This window comes from Mucilaginibacter polytrichastri (assembly GCF_001911425.1).
Taxonomy (GTDB): domain Bacteria; phylum Bacteroidota; class Bacteroidia; order Sphingobacteriales; family Sphingobacteriaceae; genus Mucilaginibacter; species Mucilaginibacter polytrichastri.
Window position 1 is genome coordinate 1,380,318 of sequence record NZ_MPPL01000001.1, and the last position, 17,091, is coordinate 1,397,408.

Here is a 17,091-nt window from a genome sequence, read left to right on the forward strand (position 1 = left end):
CCAACGCCTGTGTACCGATACTACCGGTTGAGCCCAGAATGGCTATGTTTTTCAGACGATTATTTATTTCAGACATGTTTAAAGCCGGAACTCTTTTTAATTATATAAATTTTAAGGACGGGCCTTAAAGGTTAAAGTTATTAATTTAATATATATTCTGTAAGCTGATCGGCAATCTTTCTGTCGTTAGAGAGCCGGGGTACTTTATTTTGCCCGCCCAGTTTACCTTCAGCACGCATATAATCAACAAATGCATTCTTTTTTAATACTTTGACTATTAAAGGCTGCAAAATGTTACCCTCAATAAGGTCGGCATAGTAAATATTTTTTATCTGAAGTACCTTATCTACTTTTTGCGAGAATGCTTTAAGGTCTGCAGGAGCCTTTCCAAATTCGATAAACCACTCGTGGTAAGGTAGTTGCCCGGCAGGCGCGTTAACTTGGGGGGCTACGGTAAATTCAACCACGTCGAGGCCCTCTTCGGCGGCAATTTTCATCAATGCATGCTCCACTTCTTCGCCTATCACGTGCTCGCCAAAGGCAGAGATATAATGTTTAATACGCCCGGTAACCAGTATTTTGTAGGGGTTTTTAGAAACAAACTTAATGGTATCACCTAAATTATAGCCCCATAAACCTGCGCTGGTATTTAAAATAAGCGCGTAGTTTTTATTCAATTCCACATCTTTTAAGCTGATGCGGGTAGGCTTGTCGTTAAAAAATTCTTCGGCCGGGATAAACTCATAAAACATGCCGGCATCAACCAGCAGCAGCAGGCTTTTATCTTTTTGCGAATTTTGGAAAGCAATAAAACCCTCAGATGCAGGGTAAGTTTCGATGGTATCAATGGCAAAACCGATACTTTCTTCAATCCGGGCGCGGTAGGGCTCGTAGTTTACACCACCGTACACAAACAGTTTAAAATTGGGGAAAATGTCTTTGATCTTTTTGCCGCCTGTTTTGGCTGATAGCCTGTCGAAATACATCTGGCACCAGGGTGGTATGCCCGAAATAAGGCGCATATCCTGCTTAATGGTTTCATCAACAATGGCTTCTACCTTTTCTTCCCAGTCTTCAATGCAATTGGTTTTGTAGGTAGGCATGCGGTTCCCCTGTAAATATATGGGTACATGGTGGGCTACAATGCCCGATAAGCGGCCTACCGGGATATTGCTCACTTCATGCATTTCGGGGCTGCCCTGCAAGAATATCATTTTACCGTCCAGCGCACTGGTATTGCCGGTTTCGTAAGCGTAATTTAACAAGGCATTACGCGCAGCAGTAATGTGCTCAGGCATGCTTTGTTTAGAAATAGGGATATATTTTACGCCCGATGTGGTACCTGATGTTTTTGCCAGGTACGCCGGTTGGCCTGGCCAGAGCACATCGTCATCGCCACGCATAATACGGTCTATATAGGGGCGAAGCTCTTCATAATCGCGTATGGGTACGCGTGCCTTAAAATCTTCGTAAGTTTTTATATTGGCAAAACCATGGTCGATACCAAAAACGGTAGCGGTAGCTTCATTTACCAGGTATTGAAAAGTTTTATTCTGCAACCCAATTCCGTTTTTGCGCATGTTCTCGATTTGCTTTTGCGCAATACCTGCATATAGCTTGCCAATAAATGCTTTTAAGCCCATGGTTAAATAGTTTCGGTAACGTCATCGTCTACATCCATGTGGCTGTAAATTAATTTACGGTAAGCCACAATCAAAACGATATTTACAAACGGATAAGTAATAATAATAGCCAAGGTTGCTGCCGGGAAAAACTGTGCTATTTGTACCGGTATGGCAATAAACAGCAATATAATAAGCATTAAGCCAATGATTTTCCAAAGGTTGTTATCGCTAAGCCTGAAACTTTGGGTAAGCGATTCTATGGGGCCAGAATTATCATCAACAATAAAGCTTATGTAAAACATCCAGCGGAAAGCTAAATATAAACCGGCCAGTAAGCCAATGGTACGGCCAATGTAAATACCAATGGGGTAATTTATAAAGCAGTAATCTAGCAGTTTTAAGTAAGTAATAAGTACAACAGCCAGCAAAAATATTACAATGATGTAGTTAAATACCATCCGGAATGTTGGTATGATCTGGCTAAATTCAAATTCGTAAAACTCACTGTCAATTAGTGTGAATATAAGTTTATACAACCCCAGCGTTGTGTATCCCTGTACAATTAAAATAACTACTGAAAGCATCATCTGCGCCCAAAAACTATCAATGGATGAAATAACAAATTCGCCCAAAAAGCCCACCACAGTAAGTATGAGAAATATGATAGCCGAATAAACCACTATGGTAACAAGGTTGGATTTCAGGATATTCCATGACGTTTTAATAGTTTCTGCAATAGAAAAAGGATGATACATACCCGTTATGACTGTTTAAAAATTACGCGCTTCCAAAAATCCTGTATAAATCCTAACCCGTAAGCGGTTAACTGTATAAAGGCAGCTATTATGCTCAAAAATGCAACTTTTACCGATTTGTTTTTACTCCAGGCATGAAAAAATATCAACAAAATTAACACAGCCAATAAAAAGTTGCAAAGTATGGCTACAGGCCACATTAGCATGTTGGAAACTAGTGTAAATGCCAATAACAGCGTGAACCCGGCCGGAAAGAAATGCACCAGTTTTAAGCTGCCGGGAAAGAATTTGTAAATATTAATACGCGCCCTACCAAAAAAGTGCAGCTGCTTGTAAAACTGGTAAAAACTGGTACGGCGCTTATGGTAAACTTTTGCATCCGGTATCAGCCCGATTTTGAAGCCCATGGAATGGATGCGGATACTGTATTCAATATCTTCGCCCAAACGGGTAATGATAAAGCCACCTGCTTTTTCCCATACCTGGCGCGATATGCCCATGTTAAAGCTACGCGGATGAAACTGGCCGATGCCCTTTTTGTTACCCCTGATACCGCCGGTTGTAAAAGGCGACGTCATGGAATAGCTGATGGCTTTTTGGATGGGGGTAAAGGATGGGTGTGCATCATCTGGCCCGCCGTAAGCATCCAGCCAGTTGCTTTGCAGGCTGTTGTTAACCGTTTCTAAATAATCGGGTGGGATAAGGCAATCCGAATCGAAAATAATAAAGTAATCGCCTTCGGCACGCTCAAAGCCGAAGTTACGGGCAAAGCCCTGGCCCTCATTAGGTTTAACAAAATAGCGAACGTTTAATTTATCTGTAAAGCTATCAACAATTGCGGCAGCATCCTTAACAGAACCATCCTCAATTACCAATACCTCAAATTGTTTATAGGTTTGCAATACCAGCGTTTCCAGCAGTTCTTTAATTTCCTGCGGCCGATTGTATAGCGGTATGATGATGGAGAAAAGCATTTTTTAGATATTTCGAATTTCGGATGTTCGATTTCGAATTTATTTTTCTTGATTATTTTTTGTTTTCATAATTTCTGACATCCGAAATCGAACATTCGAAATCCGAAATCAGACTGTTTCTTCTACCTGGTATTTGTTACGGTCATTGGAGCTGCGGGCAACCAATTCTGAAACGAAGCCGGTTAAAAATAGTTGCGAACCCAATATAATTGCTACCAGCGCGATGTAGAATAGTGGATTGTCTGTGGCATCGCGGTATTTCTCATTGTGTGCAATATGATAAAGTTTTTCGCTGATGATCCAAACGGTAATAATTAAACCAGCCAAAAAGCTCAATGTGCCCATTGCGCCAAAAAAGTGCATAGGGCGTTTACCAAACTTACCCACGAAGAAGATAGATAGCAGATCTAAAAAACCGTTAACAAAGCGGCTCATCCCAAATTTTGTGGTGCCATATTTGCGGGCACGGTGCTCCACCACCTGTTCACCAATTTTGGTGAAACCGGCCCATTTGGCCAGTACGGGGATGTAGCGGTGCATTTCGCCATATACCTCTATGTTTTTTACCACGGTTTTGCGGTAGGCTTTCAATCCGCAGTTAAAATCGTGCAGGTTATCAATGCCAGACATGCTGCGGGTTGCGGCATTAAACAATTTGGTAGGGATGGTTTTGCTTATCGGATCGTATCGCTTGGCTTTCCAACCCGATATAAGATCAAATTTCTCTTCAACAATGCGGCGGTACAGTTCGGGGATCTCATCAGGGCTATCCTGCAAATCGGCATCCATGGTGATTACTACATTGCCTTTAACAGCCTCAAAGCCGGTATTCAGCGCTGCAGATTTACCATAATTACGTCTGAATTTGATGCCTCTGATAGCAGGATTGGCCTGATTAAGCTCGCAGATCATTTCCCACGAACCATCCTTGCTGCCATCATCAACCAAGATGATCTCATAGCTGAAATTATTTTCGGCCATTACACGGCTTATCCATGCGGTTAACTCGGGTAACGATTCAACCTCGTTGTATAAAGGTACTACTACAGATATATCCATTTAGTGTATGACGTGCAGCAACCACGAAAATTGCATTAGATTATGAATTTCGCAGATGTAAAGTTTCTGCAAAAATATAAAAAAGCTTGGTTGTTTTGGTGTTCAATAGTTCATAGGTTCAATAGTTCGCCCGGGCCTGTAACAGGGTAATTAACAAACTGCTTCCAGTCAAATTAAAATATTAATTGTACTGACACACTTGTGTCACGAAAAATGTGAAAATAAGGTTTGAACTTAGTACTGTCCATTTAAAGTATAAGATTACAATGGGTATGCTGATAATTCAATCGGCAGAAATAGAAAGGAATATTATGTAATGGTTCTATGAAAAAACACCGTCATTGCTAGAAACAAAGCAATCCCGATATACAGAGTCGCTCTGTAAAGTTCGCGATTGCTTCGTACCAATGACGAGCATGGAAAAGCAATGTGCTTAATCCAATTAATTAACGGGCGTCACAACCTAATTATTTCACTTTTAAATTGTAGAACTCTTTAAACCATTTCACAAATTCATTAATACCGCTTTGTATATCTGTTTTAGGGTGATAATTAAAATCGTTTTCGAGGTCGCTCATATCGGCATCGGTAGAGAGTACATCGCCGGGTTGCATTGGCAGCATATTTTTAATGGCCTTTTTACCAACAGCATTTTCAATAGCCTCGATAAAGCTAAGCAGTTTAACAGGCGAAGAATTGCCAATATTGTACAATTGGTACGGCGCACTCGAGGTGGCCGGATCCGGGTGTTTGTTGTCCCAGTTTGGGTTGGCAGCTGCGGGCTTGTTAATTACACGGATAACACCCTCTACAATATCATCGATATAGGTAAAATCGCGCTGCATTTCGCCGTTGTTATAAACGTTAATGGGTTTGCCTTTAATAATGGCATCGGCAAAGCTAAAATAAGCCATATCAGGTCTTCCCCATGGGCCGTATACGGTAAAGAAACGCAGGCCGGTAGTTGGTATATTGTATAAATGGCTATAGCTGTGCGCCATCATTTCGTTGCTTTTTTTGCTGGCTGCATATAAACTCACCGGGTGGTCGGCACCCTGGTGTACCGAAAACGGCGTGTTGGCGTTTAAGCCATAAACACTGGAACTGCTGGCGAAAACCAGATGCTTAACCTGGCTGTGGCGGCAACCTTCTAATATGCTTAAAAAGCCCGAAAGGTTACTCAAAGCGTAATCATACGGATTGGTGATAGAATAACGTACACCTGCCTGGGCTGCCAAATGGCATACCACATCAAACTGGTGAATTTCAAAAAGTTCTTTAACCTTGTTTTTATCGGCAATATCTATTTTAATGAAGCTGTAGTTAGGATATACATCGCTTTGGATAGGGGCACTGCTGGTAAGCATGTTGATGTTGATACCACTGGCCTTAAGGCGGCCGTATTTGAGGTTAACATCGTAATAGTCGTTAATATTATCAACACCTATTACTTCATACTGTAAAGCAGCCAGCCTTTGGGCTACAAAAAAACCAATAAATCCGGCGGTGCCTGTAACTAATATCTTCATATAATGGGCAAAGGTAATTTATTTCGGAATACGGATGTTAGGTGCCGTATTTATAGGGGGCTTTGCTTGTTGTGGTAAACGGCGTGGAGCAATGATTTATTGTTGGAGGTTATCAAGCCCTCTCCAAGGGAGAGGGTTATATGAGACTTTTACTGGTAATTACTCTACCAATTTCAAAACCTTACTGGTTCTTTCGCGCGTAGCGTTAGCCAATGTCGCATTCTTGGCTAATGATTGGCCATAAGATGGGATCATTTGTTTCAGCTTGGCTTGCCAATCAGATGTTTGGGCCTGTGCTTTAAAACAACGCTCTATGAGGTGGATCATAATAGGTACAGATGTTGAAGCACCTGGCGAGGCACCCAACAATGCCGCTATGCTGCCATCGGAGGCGGTAACTACTTCGGTACCAAACTCCAGTACACCACCCAGGCGCGGGTCTTTTTTAATTACCTGCACACGCTGGCCGGCAAATTCCAATTCCCAGTCTTCGGCTTTGGCGTTAGGGTAGTAGTCTTTAAGTGCGTTTAAGCGATCTGCCGGTGATTGCAGAACCTGGCTGATGAGGTATCGCGTTAGCGGAATATTATCCATACCTGCTGATAACAGCGGGCGTAAATTATTTAGTTTGATGGATTTAAAAAGATCCAATAGCGATCCCTTTTTTAAGAAACGGGTAGAAAAACCTGCATAAGGGCCAAATAAAAGGGCCTTGGTGCCATTAATCATCCGGGTATCTAAATGCGGCACAGACATTGGGGGCGAACCAACCGATGCCTTACCATATACTTTAGCCTGGTGGCGTTTAATAATAGTTTGATCTTTACAAACCAGCCATTGGCCGCTTACCGGGAAACCGCCGAAGCCTTTGCTTTCTGGTATGCCCGATTTTTGCAGCAGGGGCAATGCACCGCCGCCGGCACCAACAAATACAAATTTGGTTGTTATTTTACGACTGGTGCCGCTTACATGGTCTTTAACTTTTACTACCCAATTGCTGCCCTTGCGTTTAATGTCGGTAACATCATGCTGCAGATGCATGTTTACATCGGGCTGTACTTTAAGGTAATTAAACAAACTGGTGGTTAACGTGCCGAAATTCACATCGGTGCCCAGGTCCATTTTAGTTGCTGATACTTTTTCATTAGGGTCGCGGCCTTCCATTACCAACGGAATCCATTCTTTCAATAGTGCGCTGTCTTCGCTGTACTGCATCCCCTTAAACAGATGATTTTTTGTAAGCGCTTCGTGGCGTTTTTTTAAGTACTCAACATTTTCTTCGCCCCAAACAAAACTCATGTGCGGCACAGAACTGATAAAGGTTTCGGCAGATTTGATAAAGCCCTGTTCAATTAAATAAGCCCAAAATTCTTTTGATATCTCAAACTGCTCGGCAATTTTGATGGCCTTAGAGATATCAACCGTTCCGTCCTGAAGCTGCGGCGTATAATTTAACTCGCAAAAAGCCGAGTGCCCCGTACCTGCGTTATTCATCGCGTCCGAACTTTCTGCCGCAATAACGTCAAGTCGTTCAAATATTTCGATACTGAGATCGGGCTGCAGGGTTTTAAGCATAGCGCCAAGTGTAGCGCTCATGATGCCTGCACCAATTAAAATTACGTCGGCCTGTTGTTTTATAGCTGTTTGGGTACTCATTTTATATTTGAACGTTACATATACATTCAATCGGTTTGCATAATTAATAAAATATTTGCAGAGCTGATGACATTGCTTGCATTTTTACAATAAAGTTGCTTTAAAATTTTTTAAACAACGTTTAATACCCAAAACCTGTTTAGTTGCGGTATTGTTTCTGTACAGAAAGTAATAAAAGAAAACAGCGGCGGCTCTTCGCCTACTTGTCATCATATCACACAAATCTTGCAACTATATGTATAATCATAAACCAATAATGATGAAGAACATACATAGTTTATCCCTGCTATTATTTGCAGTTACACTAACTGTAGCCTGCAACAATAATAAGCCGAAACCAATATCAAACAACATCAACAAAACCACTGTGATGGTTAATGATAGAAAAGACAGCGTGATTAATAATCCGCAGAAAAATTATGGCAGCGCAACCATTTCAGATCCTTGTGCCAAGTTATTACTGCAAAATATACAAGCCAGTGATAGCTTTAAAGCAATTACATCTGATAAATTACCTGCGGATATTAATTATACCATCAATTGGGTGGAAGCCCAGGAACCCAAAATATGTACAAACGGTACTAAAATAACTAATGGAATAGAGGTTGCCGTAAATGAAAATACCGGGAAAGACAAGTTTAAAATAGGCTCATACATTTACAATAACGAGGATGCCAAGCTGTATTACATTAACAATAGTAATAAGTATGACGAGCTGAAAACTGTAGATGCTAATGCCTTAAAAAGGATTCGTAACGGTTGTTACTGGGGTGTGGCATCGCATAAGTAAAGGCAAATTATGTTATATAAAATGCATGGCTTAACTTCATCCCCACAAATAATAAAACTTGACCAAGCGCGATTATGATGCCGTAGTGGTTGGCTCGGGGCCAAATGGATTGGCTGCTGCTATTACCATGCAGCAGGCCGGGCTTGCTGTTTTATTGCTGGAAGGTAAAGACACTATAGGCGGTGGCCTGCGTACTGCCGAACTTACCCTGCCCGGTTTTAAACATGATATCTGTTCGGCTATCCATCCGTTGGCAGTAAGTTCTCCTTTTTTTAAAAGTTTGCCGCTGGCTCAATATGGGTTGGAGTTTATTTATTCGCCCTATGCCGCTGCGCACCCGCTTGATGATGGTACGGCCGCTATACTGCAAAATTCATTAACGGCTACTGCCGCAGGTTTGGGCGATGATGAAAGCGCCTACCTGCAATTACTGCAGCCGCTGCTTAAATCATGGCCGGATATTTTGCCCGATGTTTTAGCGCCGCTTCAGTGGCCGCGCCATCCGTTTAAACTGGCCGGTTTCGGGGTGAAGGGACTTCGTTCTGCCGAGGGCATCGCCAGGCAATATTTTAAAACAGCACAGGCGCAGGCTTTGTGGGCCGGTATGGCAGCACATGGTATGCAACCGCTTCATAAACCTGTAACAGCTGCTGTAGCGTTGGTTTTATTATTGGCTGCGCATGATAAAGGGTGGCCTATACCAAAAGGAGGTTCGCAGCAAATTGCCGATGCCCTGGCTGCGCATTTTGTGGCTTTGGGTGGCAAGATAGAAACCGGCACAATGGTGAGCTCGCTAAAGCAATTACCGGGTAGCCATGCCGTTTTGTTTGATGTTGGCCCCAGGCAATTATTGCAGATAGCGGGGCATAGTTTATCGGCTGTTTACCAATGGCAACTTAATCGATATAAATATGGCATGGGGGTTTACAAGGTAGATTGGGCCCTGGCCGAACCAATTCCTTTTACTGCAGAAGCCTGCAAGCAAGCCGGAACCGTACATATTGGCGGCACTTATGCCGAAGTTGCCGCAAGCGAACAAGCTGCCTGGCAAGGGGAAATTGCAGACAAGCCATTTGTGTTGCTGGCACAGCAAAGTTTGTTTGATAATACCCGTGCCCCGTCCGGGCAACATACTGCATGGGGATATTGCCATACACCTAATGGATCGGTAGTAAACATGACCGAGGCGATAGAAAAGCAAATTGAGCGTTTTGCTCCCGGTTTTCGCGAAAGAATTTTGGCTAAACATGGGATGGATTCGCAGCAAATGGAGGCTTATAACCCTAACTATTTTGGTGGCGATATTAACGGCGGCATACAAAATATAGCACAGCTATTTACCCGACCGGCTTTAAGGCTGTCGCCCTACCGTACTTCGGCTAAAGGGCTTTACATCTGTTCGGCTTCAACACCGCCGGGGGGTGGTGTACATGGCATGTGTGGTTATTATGCAGCCAAACGTGCCTTGAAGGATGTGTTTAAGATTGCTTAGTGCTTTTTGTTGGTTGGCGCATCTTTTCTTCTGCTTCGGTTATATAATACCGTTTGATTTATAGAAAAATATTTTAGCTTTAGCGCAACATCATTAACCTTTATAAACATGTTAAGTGGCATTTCTAAATCAGCTATAAGGCTTATTATACTTGTTATAGCGCTTTTTTCCATTCTCAATTTATCGGCACAAAGCAACAAGCCTAAGTTTAAAGTAATTGCATTTTACACTGCTAAAAATGACCAGGCGCATATCAGTTTTGTGCACGAGGCCAATAAATGGTTTCCGCAAATGGCAGCGAAATATCAATTTGCCTACGATTCTACCAGTAACTGGAGTAACCTCAATGCCGAATACCTTTCGCATTACCAGGTTGTGCTGTTTTTGGATACCCGGCCCGAAGAGCCCGCCCAGCGCGAAGCTTTTCAGAAATATATGGAAAATGGCGGCGGCTGGATGGGATTCCATTTTTCGGCATTTGCACTCACCCCATCAACCTATCCTCAAAATTGGGATTGGTACCACAATGAATTTTTAGGTTCGGGCCAGTATGGCAGTAATACCTGGCGGCCAACATCGGCTATTTTGCGGGTAGAGGACAAGGATCATCCAATTACCAAACGGATGCCGCATACTATTAAGGCATCGCCCAATGAGTGGTACCGTTGGGAAAAGGATTTGCGGCAGAACTCGAATATCAGGATTTTGCTGGCTATTGATTCAGCCAGTTTTCCTTTGGGAACCGGCCCTAAGCCAAGCGAAATATGGAACAGCGGCTATTACCCGGTAGTGTGGACTAACAAAAACTATAAAATGGTTTATTTTAATATGGGGCATAACGATATTGATTACGAACACCATACCAATAAAGATCTGTCGCACACATTTGAGAGCCCCGAAGAAAGTAATTTAATTATGAATGCCCTGGTGTGGTTAGGCACAGGTAAAAAGGTAAAATAACATTAAACAGAAAAGCACCATTGGCTGCAAATACAGTAAAAAAAAGATAGGTCAATAATTACTGGTGCCAAAGGTATGGTAGGTTAGTAGATTGAAAACAAGTGTCAGATTTAATAAAATTATTGGCAGTTAAAATACCAAGTGGTATATTTGCAATATGGATAATCAATTGTCAAAGGCAGAACGTACCCGCCAGTTCATTATTGAAACCACTTCGGGTATATTTAACATGAAGGGATATGCAGGTACATCCATGTCTGATCTGACAGAAGCCACCGGACTTACCAAAGGCAGTATCTACGGTAACTTCGAAAATAAGGAAGAAGTTGCGCTGGCTGTTTTTGATTATAACCACGAAAAAGTTAGAAATGCCATAAAGCAACGAATAGATAAAGCCAAAACATACCATGATAAGCTACTGGCTTACGCACAAATTTATGATCAATTTACCCGTAGTGCTGCTTTTTCAACAGGAGGATGCCCAATATTAAATACCGCCATTGAGGCTGATGATACCAATACTTTATTAAAAGATAAAGCTGCAAAGGCTGTAATGGGTTGGAAAAAAAATATCCAGGATCTGATAACAGATGGTATTGCCGCAGGCGAATTTAAGGTAGGTGTAGATGACAGCCGGTTCGCGCTGTCGATGATTGCCTTGATAGAGGGGGGGATTATGATAGCCAAAGTAACCAATAGCCAAAACAATCTCGACCAGATCATGAGTACTTTAGAAGTAATGATCAACCAATTAAAAGTGTAAAAAAATTTGACATAAAATATACCAATTGGTATATTTTATGTTTTAATATTGCATTGTCAATAACGAATAAAGCTGCTTATGGGCGTGGTGAATTTCTGAGCATTTATACTACAATCGAATTAATATCTATAAACAATATAAAAACAAATTAAAATGAATATTACTAATAAAACAGTCCTTATTATTGGCGGTAGTGCCGGTATAGGATTTGAAACCGCTAAACTATTAACCGCAAAAGGTAACAAAGTAATCATCACCGGTCGCGACGAAAAGAGATTGAAGGAAGCTGCCGCCAAAATAGAAGGCGTAAGCTTTTTTACAGGGGATGTAAGCAGTGAAGCCGATACAGCTAAGCTGGTTGAATACATTAACCAAAACTTCCCTAAACTGGATGTGCTGATTAATAATGCAGGCCGAGCTATTATACACCACCTGGCCGATAGCCCCAAAGCGTTTGATATTGCGAGTGATGAAATAATGACTAATTATTTGGCCATCATCCGCCTCACAGAGAAATTATTGCCTGTATTAAAAGCACAAAAAGAAGCAGCTGTTATTAATGTAACATCGATAGTAGTATTTGCACCAGGTGCAACCTTACCAACCTATGCAGCTAGTAAGGCCGCTTTGCACTCCTATACCCGCTCATTGAGATATGCGCTTAAAGATACAGGTGTTAAAGTATTTGAGCTGATGCCGCCACTGGTAGATACCGAACTATCTAAAGAAATTGGTGGCCATAACGGTATCCCGCCGCAACAGGTAGCAGAAGAGTTATTGGATGGCCTGACCAATGATGTTGCCGAGATCCATGTTGGCCAAACGGCTGATTTTTATAAATTGTATCTTTCATCACCAGAGCAGGCATTGCTTACGCTTAATTCGGGAAGAGAGTAATTCAACAACTTGTCCAGAGCGATAGCGAAGTATCTTCTTCGATCTGTATTACCGTGTACATTGCGTAGAAGATTCTTCATTACATTCAGGATGACAAAATGGGTTAAACAAGAAGGCCTGCATAATAATGCAGGCCTTCTTGTTATATAATAATTATTCAGTTCTTAACACCGAAATACGATTATCACCACCAAAACTGAAGATGTTGCTCTGGCTCTGCAAAGACCAATTAAAATTATGGCAATAAAATTTAATTAGCCTTTAAAGTATACATTTCTTCCTGCATTATTCGGTAACAGCTTTCTGCGTACAACAGCGTATAACAAAAAATCACCAGCGGAATAATAGGATGTACCCTCGTGAATTCCCTGGCGTGGTAATGCGTAAGCGTATTAATTATATTAGGAATAACAAAGGCCATATTTAACAAAGGTATTAGCGTAAATACCTTTCTGAGGATATCGGTTTTTAGCAATGATCGCTTATTGTCAATTTGTTTTACCGACCGCATTTTTATCAGCACCGCAATGTATAGTGAGAACAGCGTCAAGAAAATAAGGCCATATATCCCCGCCGTGTACTTCAAATTAGCAGGTATAAATTTATTTAAGATAACACAACCGACCGCCACGGCCAGTGTTTTCCACCAGATGTGGTGGAAATAGATTTTCCAGGCACGGCGATGAATTTTTAGCCGGTATAATCTTTCCTGTACCCGTGCCATATTTTCGATACCCGCCTGTCCACCCAGGCTGCTGTCGATTAGTTCGTCTAGGAGTAATGAAACTTCACGAAAATCACCGGCGGCTCTTTTAGTTTCGATATCTGTAGATATATGATCCAATAGCTCGTTGTAAATTTCCTGATAAGGTATTTTGAAATTTAGTATCCGTTGGCGAATCATCTCGTATTCTTCAGGTTTCAGGGTCATATAAAATCAGGTTTTAAATTCAGTAATAAATGAAGCTGTTCTATAAATACTTTTGCTTCCTGTACTTTGCTCACAGCCTCTTTTCCACCTTCTTCAGTCAGGCTGTAGTATTTCCTCAGGCGATTGCCCGACGTTTCCGTTGTAGTTTCCAGCATACCCTCTGCTTCCAGCTTATGCAGTGCTGCATACAGTGCAGCTTCCGTCAGCACAATACCACCGCTGGTTATTTCCTTCACCTTCTGGCTTATTTCATAACCGTACATGCGGTGCCTGTCTTCCAGCAGTTTCAGAATAATTGTTTGCAATGTGCCTTTTAAAAGCGCGTTATTACCCATAAACGAATATAGTGAAAAATTTATTATACACAACAAAGTTGGGTATAATAATAAATACGAGTTGCATGATTATTAAGTGATTACATGAGATAAAACAAAAATGGCCAGACAGATTATCTGCCCGGCCATTAATAATATTCTCATAAAATAGTTACACTTTCTTAAAAACAGCAATACCATTGTGGCCGCCAAAGCCAAAGGTATTGCTCATAGCTACATCAACTTTGTGGCTAATGGCTTCTTTCAATATAATGTTAAGGCTGTCTGGTATGGCAGGGTCTAGCACCTCGGTGTTAATAGTGGGGGCAATTACCTGGTCTTTGATGCTCATTAAACAAACAATGGCTTCAATTGCACCAGCAGCACCGAGTAAATGGCCGGTCATAGATTTGGTTGCACTGATCTGCATATTGCTTTTCTCGCCGTTGGTGAGCTTTAAAATGGCTTTCAGTTCAGATAGGTCTCCAACAGGGGTAGAGGTAGCGTGCATGTTCAGGTAATCTACACCTGCAATGGTTATGCCCGATTCTGTAAGCGCCAGTTCCATTGCTTTGGCTGCGCCCAAACCTTCGGGGTGGGTGGCAGTCATGTGGTAGGCGTCAGCGGTCATGGCTGCGCCGGTAACTTCGCCGTAAATATGTGCGCCGCGCGCTTTGGCGTGTTCGTATTCTTCCAAAATTAAAGCGCCTGCGCCTTCGCCCATTACAAAACCATCGCGGTCAACATCAAACGGTCGGGATGCGTGTGTTGGGTCATCATTACGGGTCGACATGGCTTTCATCGAACTAAAACCACCGAAGGAAGCCTGCGTAATAGGGGCTTCAGAACCGCCGGTTACAATAATTTTGGCTTTGCCCAAACGAATGTAGTTAAAGGCATCCATAATAGCTGTGTTGGAGGTAGCACAGGCCGAAACTGTAGTGTAGTTAATGCCCATGTAGCCATTACGTAACGAGATCATACCCGATGCCATGTTTACCAGCATTTTGGGGATAAAGAATGGATTGAAACGCGGGTGACCATCGCCCAGGGCGTAATTGGTAACCTGCTCTTCAAATGTTTCCATACCGCCCTGGCCAGATCCCCAGATCACGCCCACATCAAACGGGTCCATCTTGTTAAAATCGAAGCCGGAATCTTTAATCGCTTCGTCCGAAGCAACAAAAGCATATTGGGTAAATGAATCTGTACGTTTAAGATCTGCACGGTCTATAAAGTCGGCAGCATTAAAATCTTTAAGCTCACAGGCAACCTGGCTGCGAAACAGACTAGGATCAAACTTGGTGATTCGGGATGCACCGCTTTTACCTGACACTATATTTTGCCAGAATGATTTTACGTCGTTACCGATAGGGGTTAAAGCGCCAAGGCCGGTAACTACCACTCTTTTTAACATGTTGTTATTTTAAAATTTCGGCAAATGTACAAAATAATTAAAATACCGATTGGTATTTTAACATAGCGGTAATATAAAGCTATTTATTGCGGTTTGAAGCCTGGTTTTAAAAGGGCTAAATTTGAGTTGTACACAGCCACAATGCTTGATAGGCATGCCTTATGAAGATTAACGATTGAGCCCAAAACTTAGCAGAATTAAGTGCAATTTAGCGGTGTTATTGTTTTGATTGATACCCGATGAAAGAGAAAGAAAAATTAGACATAAGTTTTTGGACCAAGTATAAGCAGTTTGCCGGCAACGAAATATTGTTGTACGTAATTATGATTGTGGGGATTGTGCTGGGGATTTTTATTATCTCATTTTTTGTTAAATAACCTTTGGGTGTTTTTAAAGGGTTCATGAAATCTGGTAGATCAATCACTTCGCAACTACTTACAGCCAGACAGGTCTTTGTTTACCTCATCAACTTTTACAACACCCAATTTATTTCCAAATGAATTTTTGACATAGGTTAGTACCTGTGCAATTTCAATAGGGGCTAACTCAGCTGCCGGCATCTGGTTTTGGTACGGCTTGCCATGTACAATAATAAGGTTGCCTTTAAGGCCGTATTTGAGGATGCAGGCCAGTTGAGTTTTATTTTGTTTCAGATATACGGAATCTGTAAGCGGGGGCATCAGTGCAGAAAGCCCCTCGCCGTTGCTGCCGTGGCAGTTTTGGCAATGGGTTTGGTAAACTATTGCACCTGCGGTATAAGCGCGCTTAAATTCAATATCCTGGTCGTTAATACAGGAGGCAATGAGCAATGAAACGATAAACAGTAATACAGCACTTATTGGCCGCTTCATTGCACTATGTTTTGTTCCGGGTCTGCTTGTAAAGTTTTAATATCTGCTATCATTTTGGCTACCTCGGCAGGGTCTGTACCCAGGTACGAGCCACGGATGCGTTTTTGCTTATCTATCAATATAAAATAACCATCGTGTACGTTGCCTTCGCGGGCTTCAACCATGTAGCTTTTGGCCAGTTTGTAAGTTTCTTCTTTCTGGCCTTGTAAAAACAACCAGTTTTTACCGGTGATGCCTAAATTATCGGCATACTTTTTCAATACGGCAACGCTATCGTGTTTAGGGTCTATGGTGTAAGATACGATCTTGAAGTTCCCTGCATTTTTAAATTCTTTATACACGTTAAGCATGTTGCGGTGCATTACCGGGCAAATGCTGGGGCAGGTGGTAAAAAAGAAATCGGCCACATAAATGTTACCATCCAGTGTTTTGTTGCTTACGCTATCGCCGTACTGGTTTATAAATTTAAATTTAGGTATGGTTTGGTAAACAGTATCGGTTATCGTTTTGCCGTTTACCGTTTTGGTATCGGCTTCGCGGTTGCCTAGTATGGGCAATACCTTTTGGCTTGCATTGTTACTGCATGCGCTTATGCTTAATACACATATTACTGCGTAAAATAGGTTCTTCATTATTTTTTATATTTAGATAGCACCTGGCTCGATTGTGCTATTGATGAATTTAACTGCGAATCTATCTGCATAATCTGTTTTTTCTGATTGTTGAGATACTGCATTACATCAGCATGCGACTTGCCTTTATATTCCGGGTCAAACTTGTGCATCCAGTTTTCCATAGCCTCATCGGCAGCGTTAAGGTTGGCACTTTGGGTTTTAAATGCAGCCTTTTGAGCAGCAGAATCAAGGGGAATAAATTGGTTGATCTTCAACAGGCTGTCGATCACAATTTTGTTGGTCATGGCTTTATCTTCGGCAGCCATCACTTTATCGTGTGTTGCTAAAATATCGTCCATTAATTTTTTCTCCTCGGCTTTATCATTGCTGCATGCTACTACGGTAAGGCATGCAAAAGCGGCTAACCAGATTTTTTTCATGGGTATTGAATGTTGTGCTGCCAA

The 17,091-nt window shown here is 41.9% G+C and carries 18 protein-coding genes; 5 read left to right on the forward strand and 13 right to left on the reverse strand.

Annotated elements, in window-relative coordinates; translation table 11 throughout:
* From RG47T_RS26640 to RG47T_RS06100, 7 genes are all read right to left on the reverse strand, one after another.
* Window positions 1-76, reverse strand: a 76-nt coding sequence (locus RG47T_RS26640) for a hypothetical protein (protein WP_253187558.1), incomplete at its 3' end; no start/stop codon positions are given.
* 64 nt (window positions 77-140) lie between these two features.
* Window positions 141-1,643 (reverse strand): GH3 auxin-responsive promoter family protein, encoded by a 1,503-nt coding sequence (locus tag RG47T_RS06075; protein WP_074488595.1) that lies wholly within the window; start codon window positions 1,641-1,643, stop codon window positions 141-143.
* A 2-nt stretch (window positions 1,644-1,645) separates the two neighbouring features.
* Complete coding sequence (locus RG47T_RS06080; RefSeq protein ID WP_074488596.1) at window positions 1,646-2,380, reverse strand: hypothetical protein; 735 nt, start codon at window positions 2,378-2,380, stop codon at window positions 1,646-1,648.
* Between the two features lie 5 nt (window positions 2,381-2,385).
* Window positions 2,386-3,354 carry a glycosyltransferase family 2 protein gene (locus RG47T_RS06085; protein WP_074488597.1) on the reverse strand — a complete coding sequence of 323 codons (969 nt, stop codon included), beginning with the start codon at window positions 3,352-3,354 and terminating at the stop codon, window positions 2,386-2,388.
* A 108-nt stretch (window positions 3,355-3,462) separates the two neighbouring features.
* A complete protein-coding gene (locus tag RG47T_RS06090) occupies window positions 3,463-4,413 on the reverse strand; it encodes a glycosyltransferase family 2 protein (protein WP_074488598.1) in 951 nt (316 codons plus the stop codon).
* A 467-nt stretch (window positions 4,414-4,880) separates the two neighbouring features.
* The gene (locus RG47T_RS06095; protein WP_074488599.1) at window positions 4,881-5,942 is read right to left on the reverse strand and encodes an NAD-dependent epimerase; all 1,062 of its coding nucleotides are present in this window, start codon (window positions 5,940-5,942) and stop codon (window positions 4,881-4,883) included.
* Window positions 5,943-6,101: 159 nt separating this feature from the next.
* On the reverse strand, window positions 6,102-7,628 hold the full coding sequence (locus RG47T_RS06100; RefSeq protein WP_262493246.1) for a malate:quinone oxidoreductase: 1,527 nt from the start codon (window positions 7,626-7,628) through the stop codon (window positions 6,102-6,104).
* Between the two features lie 226 nt (window positions 7,629-7,854).
* Between RG47T_RS06100 and RG47T_RS06105 the strand changes: the two genes are divergently transcribed.
* The 5 genes from RG47T_RS06105 to RG47T_RS06125 all read left to right on the forward strand — a co-directional run bounded on the left by RG47T_RS06105 (window position 7,855) and on the right by RG47T_RS06125 (window position 12,500).
* A complete protein-coding gene (locus tag RG47T_RS06105) occupies window positions 7,855-8,388 on the forward strand; it encodes a hypothetical protein (RefSeq protein ID WP_139235649.1) in 534 nt (177 codons plus the stop codon).
* Window positions 8,389-8,446: 58 nt separating this feature from the next.
* Window positions 8,447-9,880: a phytoene desaturase family protein gene (locus RG47T_RS06110; RefSeq protein ID WP_074488602.1), complete on the forward strand. Its 1,434-nt coding sequence runs from the start codon at window positions 8,447-8,449 to the stop codon at window positions 9,878-9,880.
* A 108-nt stretch (window positions 9,881-9,988) separates the two neighbouring features.
* Window positions 9,989-10,840, forward strand: a complete 852-nt coding sequence (locus RG47T_RS06115) for a ThuA domain-containing protein (RefSeq protein ID WP_074488603.1) — start codon at window positions 9,989-9,991, stop codon at window positions 10,838-10,840.
* Between the two features lie 157 nt (window positions 10,841-10,997).
* Window positions 10,998-11,603: a TetR/AcrR family transcriptional regulator gene (locus RG47T_RS06120; RefSeq protein WP_074488604.1), complete on the forward strand. Its 606-nt coding sequence runs from the start codon at window positions 10,998-11,000 to the stop codon at window positions 11,601-11,603.
* A gap of 153 nt (window positions 11,604-11,756) precedes the next feature.
* On the forward strand, window positions 11,757-12,500 hold the full coding sequence (locus tag RG47T_RS06125; RefSeq protein ID WP_074488605.1) for an SDR family oxidoreductase: 744 nt from the start codon (window positions 11,757-11,759) through the stop codon (window positions 12,498-12,500).
* Window positions 12,501-12,750: 250 nt separating this feature from the next.
* Here the strand turns inward: RG47T_RS06125 and RG47T_RS06130 are convergent, their stop codons facing one another.
* The 6 genes from RG47T_RS06130 to RG47T_RS06155 form a co-directional block, all read right to left on the reverse strand.
* Window positions 12,751-13,431, reverse strand: coding sequence for a hypothetical protein (locus tag RG47T_RS06130; RefSeq protein ID WP_074488606.1), 681 nt, complete (start codon window positions 13,429-13,431; stop codon window positions 12,751-12,753).
* Window positions 13,428-13,766 carry a PadR family transcriptional regulator gene (locus tag RG47T_RS06135; protein ID WP_074488607.1) on the reverse strand — a complete coding sequence of 113 codons (339 nt, stop codon included), beginning with the start codon at window positions 13,764-13,766 and terminating at the stop codon, window positions 13,428-13,430. The genes RG47T_RS06130 and RG47T_RS06135 overlap by 4 nt, the downstream gene beginning before the upstream one ends.
* 151 nt (window positions 13,767-13,917) lie before the next feature.
* Entirely contained in the window at window positions 13,918-15,162 is a 1,245-nt protein-coding gene (fabF, locus tag RG47T_RS06140; RefSeq protein WP_074488608.1) for a beta-ketoacyl-ACP synthase II, read from the reverse strand.
* Window positions 15,163-15,593: 431 nt separating this feature from the next.
* Entirely contained in the window at window positions 15,594-16,013 is a 420-nt protein-coding gene (locus RG47T_RS06145) for a c-type cytochrome (RefSeq protein WP_074488609.1), read from the reverse strand.
* Window positions 16,010-16,645 (reverse strand): SCO family protein, encoded by a 636-nt coding sequence (locus RG47T_RS06150; RefSeq protein WP_074488610.1) that lies wholly within the window; start codon window positions 16,643-16,645, stop codon window positions 16,010-16,012. Before RG47T_RS06150 ends, RG47T_RS06145 begins: the two co-directional genes overlap by 4 nt.
* Entirely contained in the window at window positions 16,645-17,067 is a 423-nt protein-coding gene (locus RG47T_RS06155) for a hypothetical protein (protein WP_074488611.1), read from the reverse strand. The genes RG47T_RS06150 and RG47T_RS06155 overlap by 1 nt, the downstream gene beginning before the upstream one ends.
* Between the last annotated feature and the right edge of the window lie 24 nt (window positions 17,068-17,091).

Coding starts and splice junctions, on each gene's coding strand:
- RG47T_RS06075 (WP_074488595.1), bottom strand. CDS start 1,643: ATGGGCTTAAAAGCATTTATTGGCAAGCTATATGCAGGTATTGCGCAA.
- RG47T_RS06080 (WP_074488596.1), bottom strand. CDS start 2,380: ATGTATCATCCTTTTTCTATTGCAGAAACTATTAAAACGTCATGGAAT.
- RG47T_RS06085 (WP_074488597.1), bottom strand. CDS start 3,354: ATGCTTTTCTCCATCATCATACCGCTATACAATCGGCCGCAGGAAATT.
- RG47T_RS06090 (WP_074488598.1), bottom strand. CDS start 4,413: ATGGATATATCTGTAGTAGTACCTTTATACAACGAGGTTGAATCGTTA.
- RG47T_RS06095 (WP_074488599.1), bottom strand. CDS start 5,942: ATGAAGATATTAGTTACAGGCACCGCCGGATTTATTGGTTTTTTTGTA.
- RG47T_RS06105 (WP_139235649.1), top strand. CDS start 7,855: ATGATGAAGAACATACATAGTTTATCCCTGCTATTATTTGCAGTTACA.
- RG47T_RS06115 (WP_074488603.1), top strand. CDS start 9,989: ATGTTAAGTGGCATTTCTAAATCAGCTATAAGGCTTATTATACTTGTT.
- RG47T_RS06120 (WP_074488604.1), top strand. CDS start 10,998: ATGGATAATCAATTGTCAAAGGCAGAACGTACCCGCCAGTTCATTATT.
- RG47T_RS06125 (WP_074488605.1), top strand. CDS start 11,757: ATGAATATTACTAATAAAACAGTCCTTATTATTGGCGGTAGTGCCGGT.
- RG47T_RS06130 (WP_074488606.1), bottom strand. CDS start 13,431: ATGACCCTGAAACCTGAAGAATACGAGATGATTCGCCAACGGATACTA.
- RG47T_RS06135 (WP_074488607.1), bottom strand. CDS start 13,766: ATGGGTAATAACGCGCTTTTAAAAGGCACATTGCAAACAATTATTCTG.
- fabF (WP_074488608.1), bottom strand. CDS start 15,162: ATGTTAAAAAGAGTGGTAGTTACCGGCCTTGGCGCTTTAACCCCTATC.
- RG47T_RS06145 (WP_074488609.1), bottom strand. CDS start 16,013: ATGAAGCGGCCAATAAGTGCTGTATTACTGTTTATCGTTTCATTGCTC.
- RG47T_RS06150 (WP_074488610.1), bottom strand. CDS start 16,645: ATGAAGAACCTATTTTACGCAGTAATATGTGTATTAAGCATAAGCGCA.
- RG47T_RS06155 (WP_074488611.1), bottom strand. CDS start 17,067: ATGAAAAAAATCTGGTTAGCCGCTTTTGCATGCCTTACCGTAGTAGCA.